Origin of the sequence: Lysobacter sp. 22409, assembly GCF_052045105.1 — a bacterium.
Taxonomy (GTDB): domain Bacteria; phylum Pseudomonadota; class Gammaproteobacteria; order Xanthomonadales; family Xanthomonadaceae; genus Lysobacter; species Lysobacter antibioticus_B.
The window spans coordinates 109,690-131,295 of sequence record NZ_JBQEOE010000005.1; the positions used below are offsets into that span (position 1 = coordinate 109,690).

At 68.8% G+C, this 21,606-nt stretch carries 21 protein-coding genes; 14 read left to right on the forward strand and 7 right to left on the reverse strand.

Annotated features, from left to right (window positions below; translation table 11 throughout):
- Nucleotides 1-27: 27 nt before the first annotated feature.
- Nucleotides 28-1,083, reverse strand: a complete 1,056-nt coding sequence (gene epmB, locus ACTJJK_RS04285; RefSeq protein WP_440729562.1) for an EF-P beta-lysylation protein EpmB — start codon at nt 1,081-1,083, stop codon at nt 28-30.
- Nucleotides 1,084-1,342: 259 nt separating this feature from the next.
- On the opposite strand from epmB, the gene efp reads away from it, so the two are divergent.
- The 8 genes from efp (at nt 1,343) to ACTJJK_RS04325 (ending at nt 9,740) form a co-directional block, all read left to right on the forward strand.
- On the forward strand, nt 1,343-1,909 hold the full coding sequence (gene efp, locus ACTJJK_RS04290) for an elongation factor P (protein WP_031370552.1): 567 nt from the start codon (nt 1,343-1,345) through the stop codon (nt 1,907-1,909).
- Nucleotides 1,910-2,166: 257 nt separating this feature from the next.
- Nucleotides 2,167-3,507, forward strand: a complete 1,341-nt coding sequence (locus ACTJJK_RS04295; RefSeq protein ID WP_440729563.1) for a TRZ/ATZ family hydrolase — start codon at nt 2,167-2,169, stop codon at nt 3,505-3,507.
- Nucleotides 3,508-3,707: 200 nt separating this feature from the next.
- Nucleotides 3,708-4,484 carry a bifunctional 2-polyprenyl-6-hydroxyphenol methylase/3-demethylubiquinol 3-O-methyltransferase UbiG gene (gene ubiG, locus ACTJJK_RS04300; RefSeq protein ID WP_051884363.1) on the forward strand — a complete coding sequence of 259 codons (777 nt, stop codon included), beginning with the start codon at nt 3,708-3,710 and terminating at the stop codon, nt 4,482-4,484.
- The gene (locus tag ACTJJK_RS04305) at nt 4,481-5,182 is read left to right on the forward strand and encodes a phosphoglycolate phosphatase (protein WP_440729564.1); all 702 of its coding nucleotides are present in this window, start codon (nt 4,481-4,483) and stop codon (nt 5,180-5,182) included. Before ubiG ends, ACTJJK_RS04305 begins: the two co-directional genes overlap by 4 nt.
- On the forward strand, nt 5,164-5,919 hold the full coding sequence (locus ACTJJK_RS04310) for a phytoene/squalene synthase family protein (RefSeq protein ID WP_440729565.1): 756 nt from the start codon (nt 5,164-5,166) through the stop codon (nt 5,917-5,919). The genes ACTJJK_RS04305 and ACTJJK_RS04310 overlap by 19 nt, the downstream gene beginning before the upstream one ends.
- Before the next feature lie 77 nt (nt 5,920-5,996).
- Nucleotides 5,997-6,950, forward strand: coding sequence for a GTP cyclohydrolase FolE2 (gene folE2, locus ACTJJK_RS04315; protein ID WP_031370547.1), 954 nt, complete (start codon nt 5,997-5,999; stop codon nt 6,948-6,950).
- 214 nt (nt 6,951-7,164) lie between these two features.
- On the forward strand, nt 7,165-8,883 hold the full coding sequence (locus ACTJJK_RS04320; protein WP_440729566.1) for a diguanylate cyclase: 1,719 nt from the start codon (nt 7,165-7,167) through the stop codon (nt 8,881-8,883).
- A complete protein-coding gene (locus ACTJJK_RS04325; protein WP_440729567.1) occupies nt 8,880-9,740 on the forward strand; it encodes a hypothetical protein in 861 nt (286 codons plus the stop codon). Before ACTJJK_RS04320 ends, ACTJJK_RS04325 begins: the two co-directional genes overlap by 4 nt.
- Nucleotides 9,741-9,754: 14 nt before the next feature.
- On the opposite strand, the gene ACTJJK_RS04330 is transcribed toward ACTJJK_RS04325, so the two are convergent.
- Genes ACTJJK_RS04330 through yidD form a run of 3 tightly spaced genes read right to left on the reverse strand, consistent with a single transcriptional unit; the run spans nt 9,755 to nt 12,209 of the window.
- Nucleotides 9,755-10,648 (reverse strand): M23 family metallopeptidase, encoded by an 894-nt coding sequence (locus ACTJJK_RS04330; protein ID WP_223620612.1) that lies wholly within the window; start codon nt 10,646-10,648, stop codon nt 9,755-9,757.
- Nucleotides 10,645-11,976, reverse strand: a complete 1,332-nt coding sequence (locus ACTJJK_RS04335) for a dihydroorotase (RefSeq protein WP_057972797.1) — start codon at nt 11,974-11,976, stop codon at nt 10,645-10,647. The genes ACTJJK_RS04330 and ACTJJK_RS04335 overlap by 4 nt, the downstream gene beginning before the upstream one ends.
- Complete coding sequence (gene yidD, locus ACTJJK_RS04340) at nt 11,961-12,209, reverse strand: membrane protein insertion efficiency factor YidD (protein WP_031370542.1); 249 nt, start codon at nt 12,207-12,209, stop codon at nt 11,961-11,963. The genes ACTJJK_RS04335 and yidD overlap by 16 nt, the downstream gene beginning before the upstream one ends.
- 346 nt (nt 12,210-12,555) lie before the next feature.
- On the opposite strand from yidD, the gene dksA reads away from it, so the two are divergent.
- The 3 genes from dksA (at nt 12,556) to ACTJJK_RS04355 (ending at nt 14,712) form a co-directional block, all read left to right on the forward strand.
- Complete coding sequence (gene dksA, locus ACTJJK_RS04345; protein WP_081930581.1) at nt 12,556-13,656, forward strand: RNA polymerase-binding protein DksA; 1,101 nt, start codon at nt 12,556-12,558, stop codon at nt 13,654-13,656.
- Between the two features lie 72 nt (nt 13,657-13,728).
- Nucleotides 13,729-14,286, forward strand: coding sequence for an Imm30 family immunity protein (locus tag ACTJJK_RS04350; RefSeq protein ID WP_440729568.1), 558 nt, complete (start codon nt 13,729-13,731; stop codon nt 14,284-14,286).
- 69 nt (nt 14,287-14,355) lie between these two features.
- Entirely contained in the window at nt 14,356-14,712 is a 357-nt protein-coding gene (locus ACTJJK_RS04355) for a hypothetical protein (protein ID WP_440729569.1), read from the forward strand.
- Between the two features lie 30 nt (nt 14,713-14,742).
- Here the strand turns inward: ACTJJK_RS04355 and ACTJJK_RS04360 are convergent, their stop codons facing one another.
- The 3 genes from ACTJJK_RS04360 to cysS form a co-directional block, all read right to left on the reverse strand.
- On the reverse strand, nt 14,743-16,002 hold the full coding sequence (locus tag ACTJJK_RS04360; protein ID WP_440729615.1) for an MFS transporter: 1,260 nt from the start codon (nt 16,000-16,002) through the stop codon (nt 14,743-14,745).
- Nucleotides 16,003-16,061: 59 nt separating this feature from the next.
- Nucleotides 16,062-16,499 (reverse strand): SufE family protein, encoded by a 438-nt coding sequence (locus ACTJJK_RS04365; protein WP_031370537.1) that lies wholly within the window; start codon nt 16,497-16,499, stop codon nt 16,062-16,064.
- A 107-nt stretch (nt 16,500-16,606) separates the two neighbouring features.
- Nucleotides 16,607-17,995, reverse strand: coding sequence for a cysteine--tRNA ligase (gene cysS, locus ACTJJK_RS04370; RefSeq protein WP_440729570.1), 1,389 nt, complete (start codon nt 17,993-17,995; stop codon nt 16,607-16,609).
- Between the two features lie 324 nt (nt 17,996-18,319).
- Here cysS and ACTJJK_RS04375 point away from each other — a divergent pair, with 324 nt between their 5' ends.
- The 3 genes from ACTJJK_RS04375 (at nt 18,320) to ACTJJK_RS04385 (ending at nt 21,508) form a co-directional block, all read left to right on the forward strand.
- Complete coding sequence (locus ACTJJK_RS04375; protein ID WP_031370535.1) at nt 18,320-18,787, forward strand: hypothetical protein; 468 nt, start codon at nt 18,320-18,322, stop codon at nt 18,785-18,787.
- 397 nt (nt 18,788-19,184) lie between these two features.
- Nucleotides 19,185-20,183, forward strand: a complete 999-nt coding sequence (locus tag ACTJJK_RS04380; protein WP_031370534.1) for an N-acetylornithine carbamoyltransferase — start codon at nt 19,185-19,187, stop codon at nt 20,181-20,183.
- 125 nt (nt 20,184-20,308) lie between these two features.
- Entirely contained in the window at nt 20,309-21,508 is a 1,200-nt protein-coding gene (locus tag ACTJJK_RS04385; protein ID WP_440729571.1) for an argininosuccinate synthase, read from the forward strand.
- Nucleotides 21,509-21,606: the final 98 nt, after the last annotated feature.

Below are 21,606 nucleotides of genomic sequence, written 5' to 3' on the forward strand. Positions count from 1 at the left end.
CAATCAAACCCCAACCAGATTACAACCTTACAACGGACGCTTGCCCGGGTCGCCTGCCACTTCTCGCACCAACTTGGGCACCAGGTAGCCCGACAGGCGCGCGGCCAGCTGCCGGTGCAGGGCGCGGGCGCGCTCGTCGGCGACCTCGAAATGGGCCGAACCCTGCACCCGGTCGAGCTGGTGCAGGTAGTAGGGCAACACGCCGGCGGCGTAGCTGCGCTCGCTCAGCGCGGCCAGGGCCTCGACGCTGTCGTTGACGCCGCGCAGCAACACCGCCTGATTGAGCAAGGTCGCGCCGCTGGCTCGCAGGCGGCGCATGGCCGCCTCGACCTCGGCGTCGAATTCGTTGGCGTGGTTGGCGTGCAGCACCACCGCGACCGGCCACGGCAGGCGTTCGAGCCAGGCCTGCAGCGCCGCGTCGACGCGCTCGGGCAGGACCACCGGCAGACGGGTGTGGATGCGCAGGCGCTTGAGCTGGGGGACCTGGGCCAGGGCCTCGGTCAGTTCTTCGAGCTTCGGCGTGGCCAGCGACCAGGGGTCGCCCCCGGACAGGATGACCTCGTCGATGCCGGCGTCGGCGCCGATCGCGGCGACCGCGTCGCGCCAGCCCCCGGCCGCGGCGGTTTCTTCGGCATAGGGAAAGTGACGGCGGAAGCAGTAGCGGCAGTGGACCGCGCAACTGCCGGTGGCGATCAGCAGGGCGCGGCCGTTGTACTTGCGGATCACGCCGTGCCCGGCCTTGGCCGCGCCGTCGCCGACCGCATCGAGGCTGAAACCCGGCATCGGCCGCATTTCCTCGTCCAGCGGCAGGACCTGGCGCAGCAGGGGGTCGTTCGGGTCGCCGTGGCGCATGCGGGCGACGAAGCCGCGCGGCACCCGCAGCGGGAACTGCGCGGCGGCGGCATCCGACAGCGCCAGGGCCGCATCGGACAGGCCGAGCAGGGCCAGCAGCTCGCGCGGGTCGCGCACGGCGTCGCGCCACAGCGCCTGCCAGCGCGCGCCGGCGACCGGCGGGGTCTGGCCGACGGCTGCGGATGCGGGCGAGGGGGCCTGCTGTAAGGAGGCTTGAGCAGCGGGTATCATGCGGGGCTAGCCTTCAGGGTTCCGATTACGGCGCCCGGGTCCCGCCGCCGCGGTGAATCGCAGCGGATGGGCCGGCGCAGCCCGACATTCTAGCCTTCCGCCGCCACAGGCAGGTCCCGGTTTCGCGGACCCCTGGGCCCGTCGCAGGCCGGCCCGGGATCGCACCGGACGACGGCCGCGGCCACCGCCGACCCGCCCGGTGCGGGGGTGACCGGAACCCAATCGCAACGCCACACTCATTATTCGCAGGAGTTTCAGCATGGCCAGCTATGGCATGAACGACGTCAAGAACGGGATGAAGATCCTCGTCAACAACGAGCCTTGCGTCATCACCGATACCGAGTACGTCAAGCCGGGCAAGGGCCAGGCCTTCACCCGCGTGAAGTACCGCAATATCAAGACCGGCCGCGTGGTCGAAATGACCATGAAGGCGACCGACGACCTCGAGGCCGCCGACGTCATCGACACTGACATGCAGTACCTCTACAGCGACGGCGAGTACTGGCACTTCATGAACCAGGAAAGCTTCGAGCAGGTCCAGGCCGACAAGTCCGGCATGGGCGGCGCGGAAAAGTGGCTCAAGGGCGAGGAAGCCTGCGTGGTGACCTTGTGGAACGGCGTGCCGATCATGGTCCAGCCGCCGAACTTCGTCGAACTGAAGATCGTCGAGACCGACCCGGGCGTGCGCGGCGACACCTCGGGCGGCGGCGGCAAGCCGGCGACCCTGGAAACCGGCGCGGTGGTGCGCGTGCCGTTGTTCGTCAGCCAGGACGAGATCATCAAGGTCGACACGCGCTCGGGCGAGTATTTCAGCCGCGCGAAGTAAGCCTGTTGCGAACCGTGGCCGCTGCGGCGGCCGCGGTCTGGCCGCGGCGCCTTCCGGCGCCAGCCAGGCGCCGGGCCGGCCGCTTGCGGTCGTCATCGGCAAAGAAAGCATGATGTAACCCCGCCGGCCCACAATCGGTGCTGGTACAGCCGCAACCGCGGGCCGCGCAGCGACCCCGATCGGCGCCATGCCGCCGGCCTGGCGGCCACCACCGGAGCCTGCCGGGCCGGTGCCCACAGCCTCACGAGCGAGCGCATATGACCCACGAACATCTGCCCATCGCCTGCGACCTGTTGATCGAAGCGGGCTGGGTGGTGCCGGTCGAACCGCATGCGGTGGTGCTCGAAGACCATGCCGTGGCGATCAAGGACGGCGTCATCGTCGGCCTGCTGCCGAGCGCCGAAGCGCGCACGCGCTACGCCGCCGCGCAGACGGTGTCGCGGCCCGAGGCCGCGCTGATCCCGGGCCTGGTCAACGCCCATACCCACAACCCGATGACCCTGCTGCGCGGGATCGCCGACGATCTGCCGCTGATGGAATGGCTGCAGGGCCACATCTGGCCGGTCGAAGGCGCGGTGATCGGGCCGGAGTTCGTCGAGGACGGCATCACCCTGGCGATCGCCGAGATGCTGCGCGGCGGCACCACCTGCGCCAACGAAAACTATTTCTTTCCCGATGTGCAGGCCGCGGTCTACAAGCGCCACGGTTTCCGCGCCCGGGTCGGCCTGCCGGTGATCGATTTCCCGACCGCCTGGGCCAAGAGCTCCGACGAATATTTCGACCGCGCCGGCGAAGTGCACGACCTGTGGCGCGACGATGCGCTGGTCGCGACTACGTTCGCGCCGCATGCGCCGTACACGGTGAGCGATGCGAACTTCGAGCGCATTCGCATGCTCGCCGACCAGCTCGACCTGCCGATCCATCTGCACACCCACGAGACCGCGCAGGAAGTCGCCGACTCGATCAAGCTGCACGGCCAGCGCCCGTTGGCACGCCTGGACCGGCTCGGCCTGGTCACCGACCGCCTGATCGCGGTGCACATGACCCAGCTCACCGACGCCGAGATCGCCCTGTGCGCCGAGCGCGGCGTCAGCGTGGTGCATTGCCCGGAATCCAATCTCAAGCTGGCCTCGGGTTTCTGTCCGACGTGCAAGCTCGATCAGGCCGGGGTCAACCTGGCGATCGGTACCGACGGCTGCGCCAGCAATAACGACCTCGACATGTTCGGCGAGACCCGCACCGCGGCGTTCCTGGCCAAGGCCGTTGCCAACGACGCCTCGGCCCTGGACGCGTTCAAGTCGCTGCGCGCGGCCACCCTCGGCGGCGCCAAGGCGCTCGGCTTCGAAGCCAAGATCGGTTCGATCGAGATCGGCAAGCAGGCCGACCTGGTCTGCGTCGACCTCGGCCAGCTCGAAACCCAGCCGGTGCACCACGTGGTCTCGCAGTTGATCTATGCGACCGGCCGTCACCAGGTCAGCGACGTCTGGATCGCCGGGCGCAGCAAGCTGCGCCAGCGCGAGCTGATCGACATGGACACCGCGGCCCTGGTCGCGAACGCCCGGCAATGGCGCGAACGCATCGCGACGATCCGGCGCTGAGCGCGATCGACGCGACGCGATCGCCATCCGGTGCTGTCGCCGTGCGCTTGCGCAGCCTCGACGGCGCATCGGCGGCGCTTGCTTCACACTATCGATCCACACGCCGCGGGCACGGCCCGCGCCACGCCGGACCGATCCTCCCGCGCTCTGCGCGAAGAGAACGCTCCGCAACGATCCGCAGCAATGACGGGCAGGAAGTCATGAGCGCAGCCAATTCGACCCCGCACACTCCCTCCGACACGTCCGAGGGCGCAAGCACCGCGGCCGAGCACGATAATTTCAGCCAGGCCGAACTCGACAAGTTCGGCGCCCTGGCCAATCGCTGGTGGGACCCGGAAGGCCCGCAAAAGGCCTTGCACGCACTCAACCCGGCGCGCCTGGGCTACGTCGCCCAGCGCGCGAATCTGCGCGATGCGCAGGTGCTTGACGTCGGTTGCGGCGGCGGTCTGCTGAGCGAAGCCCTGGCCGCGGCCGGCGCGCAGGTCACCGCGATCGATCTGGCGCCGGAACTAATCAAGGTCGCCAAGCTGCATCGCCTGGAGACCGGCGTCGCCATCGACTACCGCTTGCAGCCGGCCGAGAGCCTGGCCGAGGAAATGCCGGGCCGCTTCGATGCGATCACCTGCATGGAGATGCTCGAACACGTGCCCGATCCGGCCGCGGTCGTGCGCGCCTGCGCGCGCCTGCTCAAGCCCGGCGGACGCCTGTTCCTGTCGACCCTCAACCGCACCCCGGCGGCGTTCGCGCTGGCCATCGTCGGCGCCGAATACGTGGCGCGGGTGCTGCCCAAGGGCACCCACCAGTACCGCGACTTCATCAAGCCGTCCGAACTCGCCGCCTGGTTGCGCGAGGCCGGCCTGCGGATGGAGGACGTCAGCGGCCTGATGTACGAGCCCTGGCGCAACGCGGCGCGGGTGATCTCGCGCACCGACGTCAACTACCTGGCTTGTGCGCTGAAGCCGGAGCTCGACGCATGACCGCCGCTTCGCTCGGCCAGGCCGACGCACGCGCCTTTCCGAAGGCGGTGCTGTTCGATCTCGACGGCACCTTACTCGACAGCGCGCCGGACATGCTGGCCGTCGCCAACCGCATGCGCGCCGATCGCGGTCGCGACCCGATCAGCCTCGACCTTTTGCGTCCGCACGTGTCGAAGGGTTCGCGGGCCATGATCGGCGCGGCCTTTCCCGATATCGACGCCGGCCAGCGCGACGGCTGGGTGCAGGAATTCCTCGACCTGTACGAAAACGAACTCGGCCTGCACGGCGCACCGTTCGAGGGCGTCGAGCCGATGCTGGCGGCGCTGGAAGCGGCCGGCTGCGTCTGGGGCATCGTCACCAACAAACCCGAATACCTCGCGCGCAAGCTGATCCCGTTGCTCGGTTGGCAGACGCGCTGCGCGGTGCTGATCGGCGGCGACACCCTGGCGGTGCGCAAGCCCGATCCGCTGCCGCTGACCCATGCCGCCGAATTGATCGGCATGCGCCCCGGCGATTGCATCTACGTCGGCGACGACGAGCGCGACATCGTCGCCGCGCGCGCCGCCGGCATGGCCTCGGTGGTGGCGCTGTGGGGCTATCGCCTGGCCGAGGACGACCCGATCGCCTGGCAGGGCGACGTGCTGGTCGAGCTGCCTTCGAGTTTGAGCGAGCCAGGCGCATGGCCGGCGACGCGATGACCGCAGCGGCCTCCGCCGAACGCGACGATGCGCTGGAAGACTTCACCGGCAAGTGGCGTGCGCGCTGGCCGGAATGGTCGGTGGCCGAAGTGTTCGTGCCGCGCGCCCAGCGCGGCACCGCGGTGGCCTGGGCGAGCCTGCAGCAGGAACTGACCGACGCCGCCTGGGGCGGCAGCGATGCCGCGCCCGGCGAAGCCAAGCTCGGCTGGTGGATCGAAGAACTGCAGGGCTGGAGCCAGGGCCGTCGCCGGCACCCGCTCGGTTTGGCCCTGCAGCGGCAAGCGGCGCCGTGGAAGGCGCTGGCGGTGATGCTGCCGTCGCTGCGCGACAGCCGCGAACGCCCGGGCGACCGTAACGAGGCCTTTGAGGCCTTGACCCCGCTGGCCGAGGCCATCGGCGCCATCGACCTGGCCCTGTTCGGGCCGGTACCGGGGCAGTTGGCCGAAGCGGCGGTGGCACCGATCCTGTCCTCGCTGCTGGAAGCGCGACTGGTCCTGCAGGGCGACGCGGCGGTGCCGCTGAGCGTGGTCGCGCGCAGCATGGCGCGTCCGGGCGAGGGCGCGGCGGCCGAATGGAGCCGCGAACTGCTGGCCCAGTGGCCGGCCCGCGGCGGCTCGACCGTGCCGCGGCGCTTGTGGACGGCCCTGGCCCATACCCGCCTGCAACGCGGCGACGCGGCCCGGCCGCTGTCGCCGTGGACGGCCTTGCTGGCGGCCTGGCGCGGCGCCCGCAACTGACCGTTGCAGGGCCGGGCAGGGGGCGCCCGGCCCCCTGCGGCTAGAATGACGGCGTTGCGTTCCCCCCACGCGCCCCCATGTCTGCCGTCGTGAATCCTCCCAAGACCCCCTCCGCACTCAAGCCCGTCCTGCCCGATGTCGCCTTCGACGCCGCCGCCGCGGCGCGACCGCTCGATTGGGTCGGGATGTCCAACATCGCCTTGCCGCTGCGGATCGCCGCGGCCGACGGCAGTTCGATCCAGGTCGCGGCCTCGGTCGACGTCTCGGTGAATCTGCGCGATGCCGACGCGCGCGGCATCCACATGTCGCGCATGTACCTGCATCTGCAGAACGCCTTCGCCAGCGAGACGGTGACCCCGGCCGGCCTGCGTCGCGTGCTGCAGAGCCTGGTCGACGGCCAGGGCGGCATTTCCAGCGCCGCGCGCCTGGTCCTGCGCTACGAGCAGTTGCTGCTGCGTCCGGCGCTCGCCAGCCACAACGCCGGCTGGAAGCGCTACCCGGTCGAGATCGACGCGCGCCTGCTCGACGGTCACTTGCACCTGGGCCTGCGTTTCGCGGTCGAGTACTCCAGCACCTGTCCGGCCTCGGCGGCGCTGTCGCGCCAGCTCAACGCCGAACGCTTCGCCGACGACTTCGCCGCCGCCCATCCGTTGTCGACCGCGGTGGTCAGCGATTGGCTGGCGTCCGAACGCGGCCTGGCGGCGACACCGCACGCCCAGCGCAGCCGCGCCGACGTCCGCGTCGAACTGCGTCCGGCTTTCGACGAAGTCCCGCTGGTGGCCCTGATCGACGCGATCGAACACGCCCTCGGCACGCCGGTGCAGACCGCGGTCAAGCGCGAGGACGAGCAAGCCTTCGCCCGTCTCAACGCCGAAAACCTGATGTTCTGCGAAGACGCCGCGCGCCGTGTCGCCGCCGCCTTGTCGCACGACAAGCGCATCGAACGTTTCGACGCGCAGATCGCCCACTTCGAAAGCCTGCACGCGCACGACGCCGTCGCCCGGGTCACCGGGCAGGGCGCCCGCGACTGACGCTGCGACGCGGCGATGTCCTACGGATAGTCGGCATCGCGGCGACGTAACGGACGTGTAGCATCTCCTCCAGGCCGCGGCAGGATCGCTGCGGCAATGCATGGAGGCGTGTGCGAGTGCACAGATTCGAGGCCCAAACCGTGACGGCCCCCTCCCCCGGAGCGCGAGGCCCATGGGCTATGCTCGGTTCACCAGACTTGTGACCGGAAGGGGCATGGGGAAACCCTCGCGTCGAGCCTGGCAGACCCTGTTGGTGCTGCTGGGAATGTGGGTGGCGACGATCGTGTCGGCGCAATCCTTGGGCCTGGCTTCGCCGGGCCGCGCCTCCTATGCGTCGCCGTCGCTGAGTCTGTCCCGCCTGGGCCAGGACCCGGTGCCGGCGCGGATACTCGGGGGCGAATTCGATCGCGAGTTCGTAAGCATCGCCGGCAACCAGATTTCGGCGCCGCGGCGCCAGCCGGTGTGGTGGCGGGTGACGGCCGACCAGGACGTCGCCGAATCCGATGCGCCGCAGTTGGTGATCAGCCGGCCCTATCGCCGCGAGATCGAACTGTGGCGCCCGGGCGACGCGGTGCCGATGCGGCGTTCGATCTACGGGCCCGACACCGACTTCAGCCATTCCACCCGCTTCATCGTCTTTCCCTTGCCGAAGGGCCTGCGCCGCGGCGACTCGCTGTACCTGCGCGTGCTGACGGTCGACGTGCTGCCGTCCAAGGTGACGATCCAGCCGCTGGCGAAGGTCCAGCGCGAGGACATGCTGCACGTGGGCCTGCGCAGCGTGGTGCTGACCGCGATGGGGGTGGCGGCGGTGCTCGCGTTCGGTTTCTGGGCTGGTCTGCGCGAGCGCGGCTATGCCTACCTCGGCCTGACCCTGGTCCTGCAGATCCTGACCCTGACCGCCGACGGCGGCGAGATGCGCGCAATTCCCTGGCTCGACGAGATCGCCCCGGACGGGCGCACCAACGTCGTGCTCAATACCGCGGCGGTGCTCGCCAGCATTCGCTTCTTGATCTTCTTCCTCGGCCTGCGCACGACCCAGCCGAAGGTCGCACGCATCCTCGATTACTGCAGCGTCTCGCTCGGCGCGCTGCTGCTGGTGTCCTTGTTCCGGACCTGGAAGCACAGCGCGCTGTTCGGCAATCTCAACCTGCTGTTGGTGATCGCGCTGGTGCTGTACTGCACCGTGGTGGCGATCTGGCGGCGCCAGCGCGAGGCGTATTTCCTGCTGCTGGCGTGGTCGCCGTTGATGGTGCTGCTGGTGGTCCTGGTCGGCGCCAATCACGAGTGGTGGCCGGAGTACGCCTGGCTGGAATATTCCTTCCCGGTCGGCCTGGCCTTCGGCGGGCTCGGCCTGTTGCTCGGCCTGACCTCGAAACTGCAGCAACTGCGGCGCGACCGCGACACCGCCAATCGCCTGGCCACCTACGACAGCCTGACCGGGGCGATGACGCGCGCGGCGATCTCGCAAAGCCTGCGCGGCGCGGTGGAGAGCGCGCACCGTTCGCACCGGCCCTTGTCGGTGGTGTTCTTCGACATCGACCACTTCAAGCGCATCAACGACGAACACGGCCACCGCGTCGGCGACGAAACCCTGCGCATCGTTTCGCTGCGCACCCGCAATCGTTTGCGCGCCTACGACCTGTTCGGCCGTTACGGTGGCGACGAAGTGCTGGTGGTGTTGGCCGACACTTATCTGCGCGACGCGATCCGGGTCGCCGAGCATCTGCGCGAATCGGTCAGCGGCAGCCCTCTGTCGATCGACGGCCGCCTGTTGCCGGTCAGCCTGAGTCTCGGCGTGGCCGAGCTGCGCACCGGCGAAACCCCGGAGCAGTTGCTCGAACGCGCCGACGCCGCCTTGTATGCGAGCAAGTCGGCCGGGCGCGACCGCGTCACCGGCCACAGCGTCGCGCCCGAACGCGAGGTCGTGTCATGAACCCGCCGGACGGCGCGAGCCCGGCCACGGTCTCGGCGGCGCAGTTGCGCACCGGCGATCTGCTGCTGATGCGCAGCCGTAACGAGCTGGCGACGTTGACCACCTGGTTCGGCGACAGCGACTACGACCATGTGCTGTTGGTCGGCCGCGCCGGTTGCGTGATCGATTTCGGCGCCGGCGGCGTGGTCGAGCCGGCCCTGGACGAACGCCTGGGCGCAGCCGATGTGGTCGCGGTGGACGTGCGCCGCCCCTTGTCGGGGCAGGGCGAGGACTTGCAGGACAACGACCGCATCGCCGTGCTGGCGCATGCCTTGTCCTTGCGCCGGCCGAACTATGCCGGCGACCCTTTGCGCGCGCTCGGCGTGCTCGCGGCGGTACGCGAGCGCGAGCTGCCGCCGCAACCGGCCTTGCGCCGGGTGCTGTACGAAGCCTTGCAGCGCGTCGCCCGCGCCGGCGCCGATGCGATGACCGCGAGCGAATTCGTCTATCGGTGCTTCGCCGAGAACCCGGTGCAGCCGCCTGGGCGCCTGGCGCCGCAGCTGACCCCGATGGCGGCGCGCGCTGCGCCGTTTCCGCAGATCGATTGGCCGGCGTTGTGGCTGCAGATCGCACCGTGGTTGCCCGAGGAACGCCGCCTGTTGCCGTCGTTCGACGGCGACGCGGGCGTCGACGACGGCGATTTCTACATCGCCACGACCGCGGCGCGTTCGCGGCTCGGTCTGATCTCGACCGGCGCCGGCCTGCTCGCGGCGGGGCCGCGCCAACCGAATCCGAAGTGGCTGCGCCTGTGCGAGCTGGAACGCTCGCCTTCCTACGAGCCGCTCGGTCGCCTGTATTCGGCGCCCGGCGCCACTTGAGCGCCAGATAGCTCTTACGGCGTCGGCGCTTTCGCCGCCTGGGTCGCTTGCCCGCGTTCCAACACCAGCAGCGGGTCGACCCGCACGTCGAACCAGTTCATGCCCCAGTGCAGGTGCGGGCCGGTCGCGCGTCCGGTCGCGCCGACCGCGCCGAGGGTCTGGCCCTGGGCGACGCGGTCGCCGACTTTGACGTCGATGCGCGACAGGTGCAGGAAGTTCGAGCTGACGCCGTGGCCATGGTCGAGCAGCACGGTGCCGCCGGTCAGGTACAGGCCGGGCTTGGCGAAGGTGACTACGCCGGCGGCCGGCGCCGCGATCGCGGTGCCGGTCGGCGCGGCGATGTCCATGCCGGAATGGCCGGAACCTTTCTGGCCGTTGTAGACGCGCTGGTTGCCGAAACGGCCGCTGATGCGGCCGCGCACCGGCCAGACGAAGGGCTGGGCGAAATCGGCGCGGTCGTCGTCGCGCGCGCGCGCGGCGGTGACTTCGGCCTGCTCGCGCTCGATGCGCGCGGCGATCTCCGGCGGCGGGTTGACGGTCTTGGGCGGCACGCCCTGGATGTATTCGGTCGGGAAGTCGCGCGGCGTCACCGCGATGCGTACGGTTTCGGCGCGACCCGGCGCGGTCTCGACCTGCACGGCCACCGTCCCGCTGGCCTCGCGGCCGACGCCGAACACCACCGTGCCGTAGCCGGTCGTGCGCAGAACGCGCTCGCCGTAGCGCACGACGCTGCCGGCCGGGACCTTGCCGATCACCAGCGCGCCTTGCTGCACCGCCGGCGGAAACACGATGCGGGTGTCGGCCGGCGCGCGCGCCGGCGCCGCGACCGGCGCGGTTTGCGCACCGGCGAAGGCCACCGGGGCCAGCCACGCCGCGACCAGCATCGAGCCCGCGAGCACTGCCCTCATCGATTGAACGCCAGGCGCTGTCCGTTCGGTGCGCCGACCAGGGCGCTGCCGTCCCAGGCCAACACGCCATTGACCCAGGTCGAGGCGATGCGCGAATGGAAGGTGCGGCCCTCGAACGGCGACCAACCGCACTTGGACAGCACGTCCTCGCGCTGCACCGTGTAGGGCGTGTCGTCGATCAGCACCAGGTCGGCGGCATAGCCCTCGCGCAGGAAGCCGCGCCGGTCGACGTCGAACAGTTTGGCCGGCGCGTGGGCGAATTTGTCGACCACCTGGGCGGTGGTCAAATGGCCTTCGTGGACCAGTTCCAGCGCGGCATTGAGCGCGAACTGCACCAAGGGCAGGCCGCTCGGCGCGCCGGTGTAGGGGCGGGCTTTTTCTTCCAGGGTGTGCGGGGCGTGGTCGGTGGCGAGCACGTCGATAACGTCGCCGGCGACCGCGCGGATCAGCGCCTCGCGGTCGGCCGGGTCCTTGATCGCCGGATTGCACTTGATCAGGTGGCCGAGCTTCTCGTAGTCGTCGCGGTCGAAGCGCAGGAAATGGATGCAGGTCTCGGCGGTGATGCGCTTGCCTTCGATCGGGCCGGCTTCGAACAGCGCCAGCTCGTCGGCGGTGCTGATGTGCAGCACGTGCAGGCGGGTGCCGTGCCGGCGCGCCAGCGAGATCGCCAGTTCGGTGGATTTCTTGCAGGCCTCGCGCGAGCGGATGTCGGGATGGAAGCGGGCCGGGATGTCGTCGCCGTACTGTGCCTTGTAGCGCGCCAGTTCGGCGTCGATCATCGGCGTGTCTTCGCAGTGGGTAATGATCGGCGTCGGCACGTCGCGGAAGATCGCGTCGAGGGTGACCGGGTCGTCGACCAGCATGTTGCCGGTCGAAGCGCCCATGAACACTTTCACACCGGGCGCCGTGCGCGGGTCCAGGGTCTGGATCGCGGCCAGGTTGTCGTTGCTGGCGCCCAGGTAGAAGCCGTAGTTGCCCCAGGCGCGGCCGGCGGCGCGGCGGTATTTGTCCTCCAGCGCCTGCGCATCCAGGGTCGGGGGATTGGTGTTGGGCATGTCCATGAACGTGGTCAGGCCGCCGGCGACCGCCGCGGCCGACTCGGTCGCCATGTCGGCCTTGTACTCCAGGCCCGGTTCACGGAAGTGAACCTGGTCGTCGATCATGCCCGGCAGCAGGCGCCGGCCCCGGGCGTCGACCACGGTTTCGTTGCCGCGCGCGGCCAGGCCGCTGCCGATCTGGGCGATGCGGCCGTCCTCGATGCGCAGGTCGCCGTCGTACTCGCGTCCTTCGTTGACCAGGCGGGCGTTGACGATCAGTGTCGATGACATGAGTGCTTTCCAGGTTCCAGGGGCGGCACCGGATCGTGCCCGCCGGGGTGCAGGGGATGGCAGCGCGCGATGCGCCGGACCGTGAGCCAGCTGCCCTTGAGCGCGCCGAAGCGCTCGATGGCCTGCATCGAGTACGACGAGCAACTGGGATAGAAACGGCAGCGCTGGCCTAACATCGGACTGATCCAACGTTTGTAGCCATGAAGCAGGGCGATGAGCAGGCGGTCGATCACGTTTCCTTCATGCCGGCAACGGTAGGGACTAAGGCAGGGCCGGGGCGCTGGATAGACCCGCGGGCACTGCGTTTGGCCGGGTATTTCGCGCGGTTGCCGCGGGTGCCGCAGCAGGGTATAACAGCGCGCTTTCCCCAAACAAGGCAAGTGCAAGACGAAGGTCCGTGCGGCGTGGAAGCGAAGCCGCCAAGTTTGCTCGGACCGGGCGAAAACCGGCGTAATGTCGGATTTCACTTGCGGTCGTCGAACGCATGTGCATTTGATGACCGGGTGGGTCATGCTTGGCCCGCGAAGCTCCTGGACGGCGTCCAGGGGCGCCCTCAGGGAATAGAAGGACAAGCCGCTCGTGGCAGTGAAAAAACCTGCGAAGAAGGCCGCCAAGGCCGCCAAGAAGACCGTCAAGCCGGCCGCTAAGAAGGTGGCCAAACCCGTGGCCAAGCCTGCGCCGAAGAAGGCGGTCGCCAAGAAGCCTGCGGTCAAGACGCCCGCGGCCAAGAAGCCTGCGAGCAAGCCCGCGGCGACCAAGACGGCAGCAGTCAAGAAAGCCACGCCGAGCAAACCGGCGGCCAAGAAGGCCGCGCCCGCGAAGAAGACGGCGCCTGCCAAGGCTCCGGCCGCGAAGAAGCCGGCCGCCAAGCCGGCGGTTCCGGCGAAGAAGGCGGTGCCCGCACCGGCCAATAAATCCGCGGCAAGCAAGGACAGCGGAGCAAAGAAGCCCGAGCTTAAGAAAACTGAAGTGAAAAAGCCCGAAGCTGTGAAGCCCGCAGCCAAGCCTGCCGACAAGCAGCCCGCGTCGCCGCCGTCCTCCAAGGTCGCCCCGGCGCAGGTCGTCAGCATCTCCGACCAAAGCAAGAACACAGTGACCCAGACAGCATCCAGCAAAACTCCCGCGGGCAAGCCTGCGACAACCGCCGCCGCTCCGGCTCCGCGCCCGGCCGGCAAGGTCGCCGTGGCCGTGACCGCCAAGAGCCAACAAACCCCCGCCCCGAAAACCAAGGTCAAGGTCGTGCCCTACAAGAACGACCCCGCCACCGGTCGTCCGCTCGTGCCGGAAGGCTACAAGCCGGCGTCGGACGAGGAATACATGAGCCCGCTGCAGCTGGAGTACTTCCGCCAGCGTCTGTTGCAGTGGCGCACCGACCTGGTCGAAGAGTCGAAGCAGACCATCGAGAACCTCAAGGACGAAGTGCGCGATGTCGGCGACGAGGCCGAGCGCGCCACCCGCGAGACCGAAAACTCGCTCGAGCTTCGCACCCGCGACCGTTACCGCAAGCTGATCAGCAAGATCGACAGCACCCTCAAGCGCGTGGATTCCGGCGACTACGGTTTCTGCGTCGACACCGGCGAAGAAATCGGCCTGGAGCGCCTGGAGGCGCGCCTGACCGCCGAGCGCACCATCGACGCCCAGGAGCGTTGGGAACATCTGCAGAAGCAGATGGGCGACTGAACCGTCGCTTCGTCCCGCATCACGAAAGGCCCCGCGAAAGCGGGGCTTTTCGTTTGCGGCCGCGCCGCTACGATGCAGGCCGGGCCGGGCACGCTGTGCCGGATCGACCCCGGTACGACGCACCCACCACGAGTTGCCCAGGAGCGATGCACGATGCGCCCCACCTGCGAGATCCGCCGCGACCTGCTTGCCTTCGGGCCGGTCGACGACACCAATGTGGCGCGCTTCGACGCCTTGATCGCCGAGGCGTATCGCGCCGAGGACGAGGCCTTGATCCCTGCCTTGCTCGGCCTGCTCGACGACGATTGCGAATTCCATGAGGTGATCTTCGGCGTCGTCCACGCCGTCGAAAGCTTTGCCGCGGACCGGTATTTCGCTGCGCTGACGCAAAACCTGACGACGTTGCGGCAGCGGGCGCCGGAGTGGTGCGCCTTGTTGCACACCCGGATACTCAATTCGCCGCCGCACTTTGCCGGGTTGCTCGATGCGTTCGTTTCGCTGCAGGCAGAGGCGCGGGCGCAGGAGATCGCGATTCTCGACGAGATCGCCGCCGACCCGGACTACGCCGAGCGATGCCGGGCCGGCATCGGACGCCTGCGCGACATGTCGCCTGCGGCATCGCCGGCTTAGCCGCCGGCGGCTACCGGCACCCCGATGCGGTGATACCGTGTCCGTACCCGCACAACCCAGCCACCCTTCATGGACGATTTGCTGTTACTGGCCGCACCGGTGCTGATCATCGGCCTCAACCTCGTGCTGTGGCGGCTGTCCTACCGCTTCGACCGCGTGGCCGGCCCGGCCTTGTTCGTGCTCAACCTGCTGGTCGGCTCGCCCCTGATCGGAGCGGGCGTATGGCAGTTGGCCAATCTCGATGCCGAGCCCAGCGCCGCCGGCAGCTATGGCGACGTGCTGGTGGCGGTCGCGGCGGTGGCCTTGAACGGCCTGATCGCCCTGGTCGCCGCGATCGCGGCGGCCGTGCGCAAGCCGGCGCCGCGCGCCGACGCGGCGGAACATTCGGAAGCGGAGCGTCGCCGGGTCAGACTGCGCAGCGATTGATCCGGCCGCTGATCCGGCCGTGGCGCGGCCTCATTGCAGGTCGCGCAGGTCCAGCCGGCGCAGCTTCGGTGCCAGTTTCGCGGTCGCACCGACCACCGCCAGGGTCATGCAGCCGCCGAAGATCACCGACGGCACCAGGCCCATCAGGCGCGCCGCCAGGCCCGATTCGAACGCGCCGAGCTCGTTCGACGAGCCGATGAAGATGCCGTTGATCGACGAGACCCGGCCGCGCATTTCGTCGGGCGTGGACAACTGCAGGATGGTCGAGCGCAGCACCACCGAAACGCCGTCGCACATGCCCGACAACATCAGCATCGCCGCCGACAGCCAGAACTGCCGCGACAGGGCGAAGCCGATGATGCACAGGCCGAACCCGGCCACCGCGTACAGCAGCAGGCGGCCGGCGTTCTTCTGCGGCGGATGTTTCGCCAGCCACAACCCGATCAGCACCGCGCCGGCGGCCGGCGCCGCGCGCAGCACGCCCAGGGCCTCCGGGCCGTAATGCAGGATGTCGTTGATGAAGGCCGGCAGCAGCGCCACCGCGCCGCCGAACAGCACCGAGAACATGTCCAGCGCCTGCGCGCCGAGCACCACCTGATTATTGAAGACGAAGCGCAGGCCTTCGCCGATGCTCTTGAACACCGGCGCGCGTTCGGCCGGCGCCGGCGGTTCGGTCACGCGCAGGGAAATGATCGCGACCGCCGCGGCCAGGGCGAAACCGGCCGCGACCAGATACGCGGAGGTCTTGCCGCCCCAAGCCACCAGCGCGCCGCCCATCGCCGGGCCGAGCACCAGCCCGGTCTGCATGACCACGCTGCTGACGCCGGCGCCGCGCGCGTAGTGCTCGCGCTTGAGCACGCGCGCGAACAACGACATGTAGACCGGCGCCAGGAAGGCGCGGACCACGCCGTTGATGGCGATCGCCGCATAGATGGTCAAAGTGCCGAAACCGAACGCGCCGGTCGGCAGATAGCCGCTGGCGACGCCGGCCAGCATCAGCGTCGTCAACAACAAGCCGAGGCATGCGAACAGGCCGAGCTTGCGCCGCGGCAGGTGATCGACCGCATAGCCTGCGAACAGGGCGAAGCAGAAGTAGGGGATGACCTCGGTCAGGCCGATCAGGCCGAGCGCGAGCGGGTCGTGGGTGATTTCGTAGACATGCCAGCCGACGGTGACCGCGACGATCTGGTACGACAGCATGCCCAGCAAGCGATACACCAGCAGGCCGACGAAGCCGGGGTTGCGCAGCAGTTGCGCGGCGCCTATCGCTGGAGCGGCGGAGGTTTGAATGGTAGTGGCAGCGTCGCGGGAGCCGGTGCCGACGGCAGCGGGGCGGTCGGCGTCGGTGCTCACAGCCGGCGTTGCGCCTGGTCGCGGACGAAGGCGAGCAAGGCCGCCAGGCCGTTGCTGCGGGTCGGCGAGAGGTGCTTGGCCAGGCCGATGTCGGCGATGTAGTCGGCCTGGGTGGCGACGATCTCGGTCGCGCTGCGACCCGAGTACACACGCAGGGCCAGGTAGATCAGGCCGGAGACGATGGCCGAGTCGCTGATCGCATGGAACACCAGCTTGTCGGCGTCGCCTTCGACCACGATCCAGACCATCGACTGGCAACCGAGCAGGCGATGCTGTTCGGTCTTCCACTCGTCCGGCAGGTCGGGCAGCTTGCGGCCGAGGTCGATCAGGTACTGGTAACGCTCGGACCAGTCGCCGAAGAAGGCGAATTCTTCGCGGATCGCGGCCTGCGCTTGCGCGGCGGTGGATTCGAGCGGGAAGGGACTGACTATCATCGATTCATCACGGTAGGCGGCCGTCCCTGGCGCGGTATTCGGGGCGTGCGCCGCGGCCGTTGCCGGCCGGGCGTGCACAAGCGCAGCGGTGGTCGCCGCGACCGGCCTCAGGCCGGCTGGGTGGCGCGCTTCCTGACCCAGCGCACGCCGGCCGGCGTGTCCTCGAGCAGGATGCCTTCGCCGGCGAGTTGGTCGCGGATCGCGTCGGCGCGGGCGAAATCGCGCGCTTTCTTGGCCGCGTTGCGCTCGTCGACCAGGTCCTGGATGCGGGCGTCGTCGTCGGCATCGACCGCGCCGACGAACCACGCCGCCGGGTCTTGCTGCAGCAGGCCCAGGGCCAGGCCGGCGCCGAGCAGGTCGCGCTTGAGCTGAGCCTGTTCGGCCGGGTCGGTGGCCTTGCGCGCTTCGCCGGCGATGCGCGCCAGTTCGGCCAGCGCCTGCGGGGTGTTGAGGTCGTCCTCGAGCGCGGCCTCGATGCTGGCCGGGATCGCAACGGCGCCGGCGTCGACCTCGGCCAGCTCGCGCAAGGTGCCGTACAGACGGTCCAGGGTGCGCGCGCTTTGTTCGATCAGGCCCGGCGACCATTCCAGCGGCTGGCGGTAGTGCGCCGACAGCAGGGCATAGCGCAGCGCTTCGGCCGGATGCTTGCCGAGCAGGTCGCGCACGGTCTCGATGTTGCCCTTCGACTTGGCCATCTTGCCGCCGTCGAAATTGAGCATGCCGTTGTGCAGCCAGAAGCGGGCGAAGGTCTTGCCGCCGTGGGCGCATTCGCTCTGGGCGATTTCGTTCTCGTGGTGCGGAAACACCAGGTCGACGCCGCCGGCGTGGATGTCGATGGTTTCGCCCAGGTGCGCGGCGGCCATCGCCGAGCACTCGATATGCCAGCCCGGGCGGCCGCGGCCCCAGGGCGAGTCCCAGCCCGGGAGGTCGCCGGTCGAGGGCTTCCACAAGACGAAGTCGCCGGCGTCGCGCTTGTACGGCGCGACCTCGATGCGGGCGCCGGCGCGCATGTCCTCGATGTCGCGGCGCGAGAGCTTGCCGTAGCCGTCGTAGGTCTCGATCGAGAACAGCACGTGACCTTCGGCGGCGTAGGCGTGACCGTTTTCGATCAGGCGCTCGATCATCGTCACGATTTCGCCGATGTGCGCGGTCGCGGCCGGCTCGATCTCAGGCAGGCGCACGCCGAGGCCGGACATGTCCTCGCGGTAGGCGGCGGCGAAGCGATCGGTGATGGTCGAGATCGGCACGCCCTGTTCGGCGGCCGCGGCGTTGATCTTGTCGTCGACGTCGGTGATGTTGCGCGCGTAGGCCAGCACGCCGTAGCGGCGGCGCAGCAGGTCGGCGAGCACGCCGAACACGACCGGGCCGCGGGCGTTGCCGATATGCGCGAAGTTGTAGACCGTGGGGCCGCAGACGTACATCGTCGGGCGTGCCGGATCCAGCGGGACGAAGGCTTCGACCTGTCGCGACAGGCTGTTGTAGAGATGCAGGCTCATGGAGATACGGCTTGGGGTCGGTTCATTCTAACGGCCGATGACCCTCGCGGTGCGCGCCGCGGCGATCCGGGCCGGCGATGCGGCCGATCCGCTTCGCGGTTCGACGCGGCGGTGCCGGTGCGAACGGCGGGCAAGTGGCAGGGGCAGGGCGAGGATTCGGGCGCGACGGCGCGGGCCCGGTGCGCAATCCGGCCGGCTTCCGGCCTCCGAAGCGGCGCCGGCACCGCGCCGAGAGCTCGCAGGCTCAAGGTCTAAAGGCGGGATTCAGGCCGTGAGCGGACACTGCTCTTACACTTTGTTTACGAATCCCACTCCGCGAGCCCGATGAACCGAACCGTCCTGCAGGCTTCGATCCTGGTGCTCGCCAGCGCCCTGGCTGGCCTGTGGACGATCCCGGCGGCGGCCCAGCACACGGTCATCCAGGCCGAAAACGTGCGATTCGACTACGCCCAGGTGCTGAAGGTGACGCCGGTCTACCAGACCCTGCGCGCCACCACGGTCGAGCAGCAGTGCGAGCCGGAGCCGCCCACCCCCGAGGATTCGCGCCTGTCGCGGGTAGTCGGCGCGGTCCGCGAAGCCCTCGGCCGCGAGCGCAATCCCAAGCCCAGCACCGGCGACAACTGCAAGCCGGTGCCGGTCGAGCGCGAGTTCCGCCGCCCGATCGCCTACGACGTCGACTACGTCTACAAGGGCAGCCGGTTCCGCTCGCGCCTGCCCGAAGACCCCGGCAACAAGCTGCGGATCCGGGTCGCGGTGACCCCGATCATCACCCCGATCAGCACCTCGCGCTGATCACGACCGGCCTGGATCGGGCCTGGCCTTGCTTGGCCGGCTTGCGCCCCGGGCCTGCCCATGCGAGCATTCGCGGCCTCATGAACCCGAACTACGCCGACGCCGACATCCTGACCTCCGCCTACATGGCGGCGGGCATGACCTCGCGCGCGCGTCGACCGTTGCCCTGCCAATCAGCTGGGTGACGGCGCTCGCCGTCGTTCGTGTAACAAGCACCACACACGAAAAGCCCAGCCTTAGCGCTGGGCTTTTTTGTTTTTCGGGTCGGGAATCGGGAATGGGGAATCGGGAATGGCAGAGCAGTACGCCGTTATCCGTCTCCTCTCGCGACTGCCGGCCACAGCGCAACCGCTCTAACCGATTCCCCATTCCCGATTCCCCATTCTCGAGCTGACCAATGAAGCATTTCCTCAACACCCAGGACTGGTCGCGCGCCGACCTCGATGCGCTGCTGGCGCAGGCCGCCGCGTTCAAGCGCAGCAAGCTCGGCGACCACCTCAAGGGCAAGTCGATCGCGCTGGTGTTCTTCAATCCGTCGATGCGCACGCGCACCAGCTTCGAGCTCGGCGCGTTCCAGCTCGGAGGCCATGCCGTGGTCCTGCAGCCCGGCAAGGACGCTTGGCCGATCGAGTTCGAGCTGGGCACGGTGATGGACGGCGACACCGAGGAGCACATCGCCGAAGTGGCCAAGGTGCTCGGCCGCTACGTCGACCTGATCGGCGTGCGTGCGTTCCCGAAGTTCGTCGACTGGGCCAACGACCGCCAGGACAAGGTGTTGGCGAGCTTCGCCAAGTACTCGCCGGTGCCGGTCATCAACATGGAAACCATCACCCATCCCTGCCAGGAGCTCGCCCACGCGCTGGCCCTGCAGGAGCACTTCGGCACCAGCGACCTGCGCGGCAAGAAGTACGTGCTGACCTGGACCTATCACCCCAAGCCGCTCAACACCGCGGTCGCCAACTCCGCCCTGACCATCGCCACACGCATGGGCATGGACGTGACCCTGCTGTGCCCGACCCCGGAGTACGTGCTCGACGAGCGCTACATGGGCTGGGCCGAGCAGAACGTGGCCGAAAGCGGCGGTTCGCTGCAGGTCAGCCACGACATCGAAAGCGCCTACCGCGGCGCCGACGTGGTCTACGCCAAGAGCTGGGGCGCACTGCCGTACTTCGGCAACTGGGGCCCGGAAAAGCCCATCCGCGACCAGTACCAGCACTTCATCGTCGACGAAGCCAAGATGGCGCTGACCAACAACGGCGTCTTCAGCCACTGCCTGCCGCTGCGCCGCAACGTCAAGGCCACCGACGCGGTGATGGATTCGCCGCAGTGCATCGCCATCGACGAAGCCGAAAACCGCCTGCACGTGCAGAAGGCGATCATGGCCGCCCTGATCTAGGAGTGAGTGGAGAGGAGTGAGGAGTGAGCAGGGCTCCTGCTCGCTCGTCCTCCCTCCCGCGCTCCCGCTCTTGCTCACTCCTCACTCCTTTTCCTTTTCACTCACTTCTTTCCCCGGAAACCCCCATGACTGATCGCAATATCGTGCTGGCCTTCTCCGGCGGCCTCGACACCAGCTTCTGCGTGCCTTACCTGCAGGAGCGCGGCTGGGCCGTGCACACCGTGTTCGCCGACACCGGCGGCGTCGATGCCGAAGAGCGCGCTTTCATCGAGCAGCGCGCGGCCGAACTCGGCGTCGCCAGCCACGTCACCGTCGACGGCGGCCCGGCGATCTGGTCGGGCTTCGTCAAGCCCTTCGTCTGGGCCGGCGAGGGCTACCAGGGCCAGTACCCGCTGCTGGTGTCGGACCGTTACCTGATCGTCGAGGCCGCGCTCGCGCGCGCCGCCGAGCTGGGCTGCAAGGTCATCGCCCACGGTTGCACCGGCATGGGCAACGACCAGGTGCGTTTCGACCTGGCGGTGAAGGCGCTCGGCGATTACGAGATCGTCGCGCCGATCCGCGAAATCCAGAAAGAACACACCGAAGTGCGCGCCTACGAGCAGAAGTACCTGGAAGAGCGCGGCTTCGGCGTGCGCGCCAAGCAGAAGGCCTACACGATCAACGAGAACCTGCTCGGCCTGACCATGTCCGGCGGCGAGATCGACCGCTGGCAGGCGCCGGGCGAGGGCGCGGTGGGCTGGTGCAAGCCGCGTGCGGAATGGCCGGCGCAGTCGTTGAAGGTCACGCTGACGTTCGAGAACGGCGAAGCGGTGGCGTTGGATGGCGAGAAGATCGAAGGCCACAAGCTGCTGGCCAAGCTCAACGGTTTGTTCGCGCAGTACGGCGTGGGCCGCGGCCTGTATACCGGCGACACCACCATCGGCCTCAAAGGGCGGATCATTTTCGAGGCGCCGGGCCTGATCGCGCTGTTGACCGCGCATCGCGCGCTGGAAGAGGCGGTGCTGAGCAAGCAGCAGAACCGCTTCAAGCCGGACGTGGCGCGCAAGTGGGTCGAACTGGTCTATGAAGGCTTCTTCCACGACCCGCTGAAGACCGATCTCGAAGCCTTCCTGGCCAGCTCGCAGAGCACGGTCAACGGCGAAGTGGTGCTGGAAACCTCGGGCGGCGTAGTCAACGCGGTGGCGATCAACTCGGCGCACATCCTCAACGCCAAGGGCGCGACTTATGCTCAGGCCGCCGACTGGGGCGTGGCCGAGGCCGAGGGCTTCATCAAGTTGTTCGGTATGAGCAGCACGCTGTGGGCGGAGATCAACCGCAAGGGCTGATGCTCTTGCCAGGAGTGAGTGGAGAGGAGTGAGGAGTGAGCGAAAGCGAACTTAACCTCTCCTCACTTCTCACTTCTCACTCCTCACTCCTCACTCCT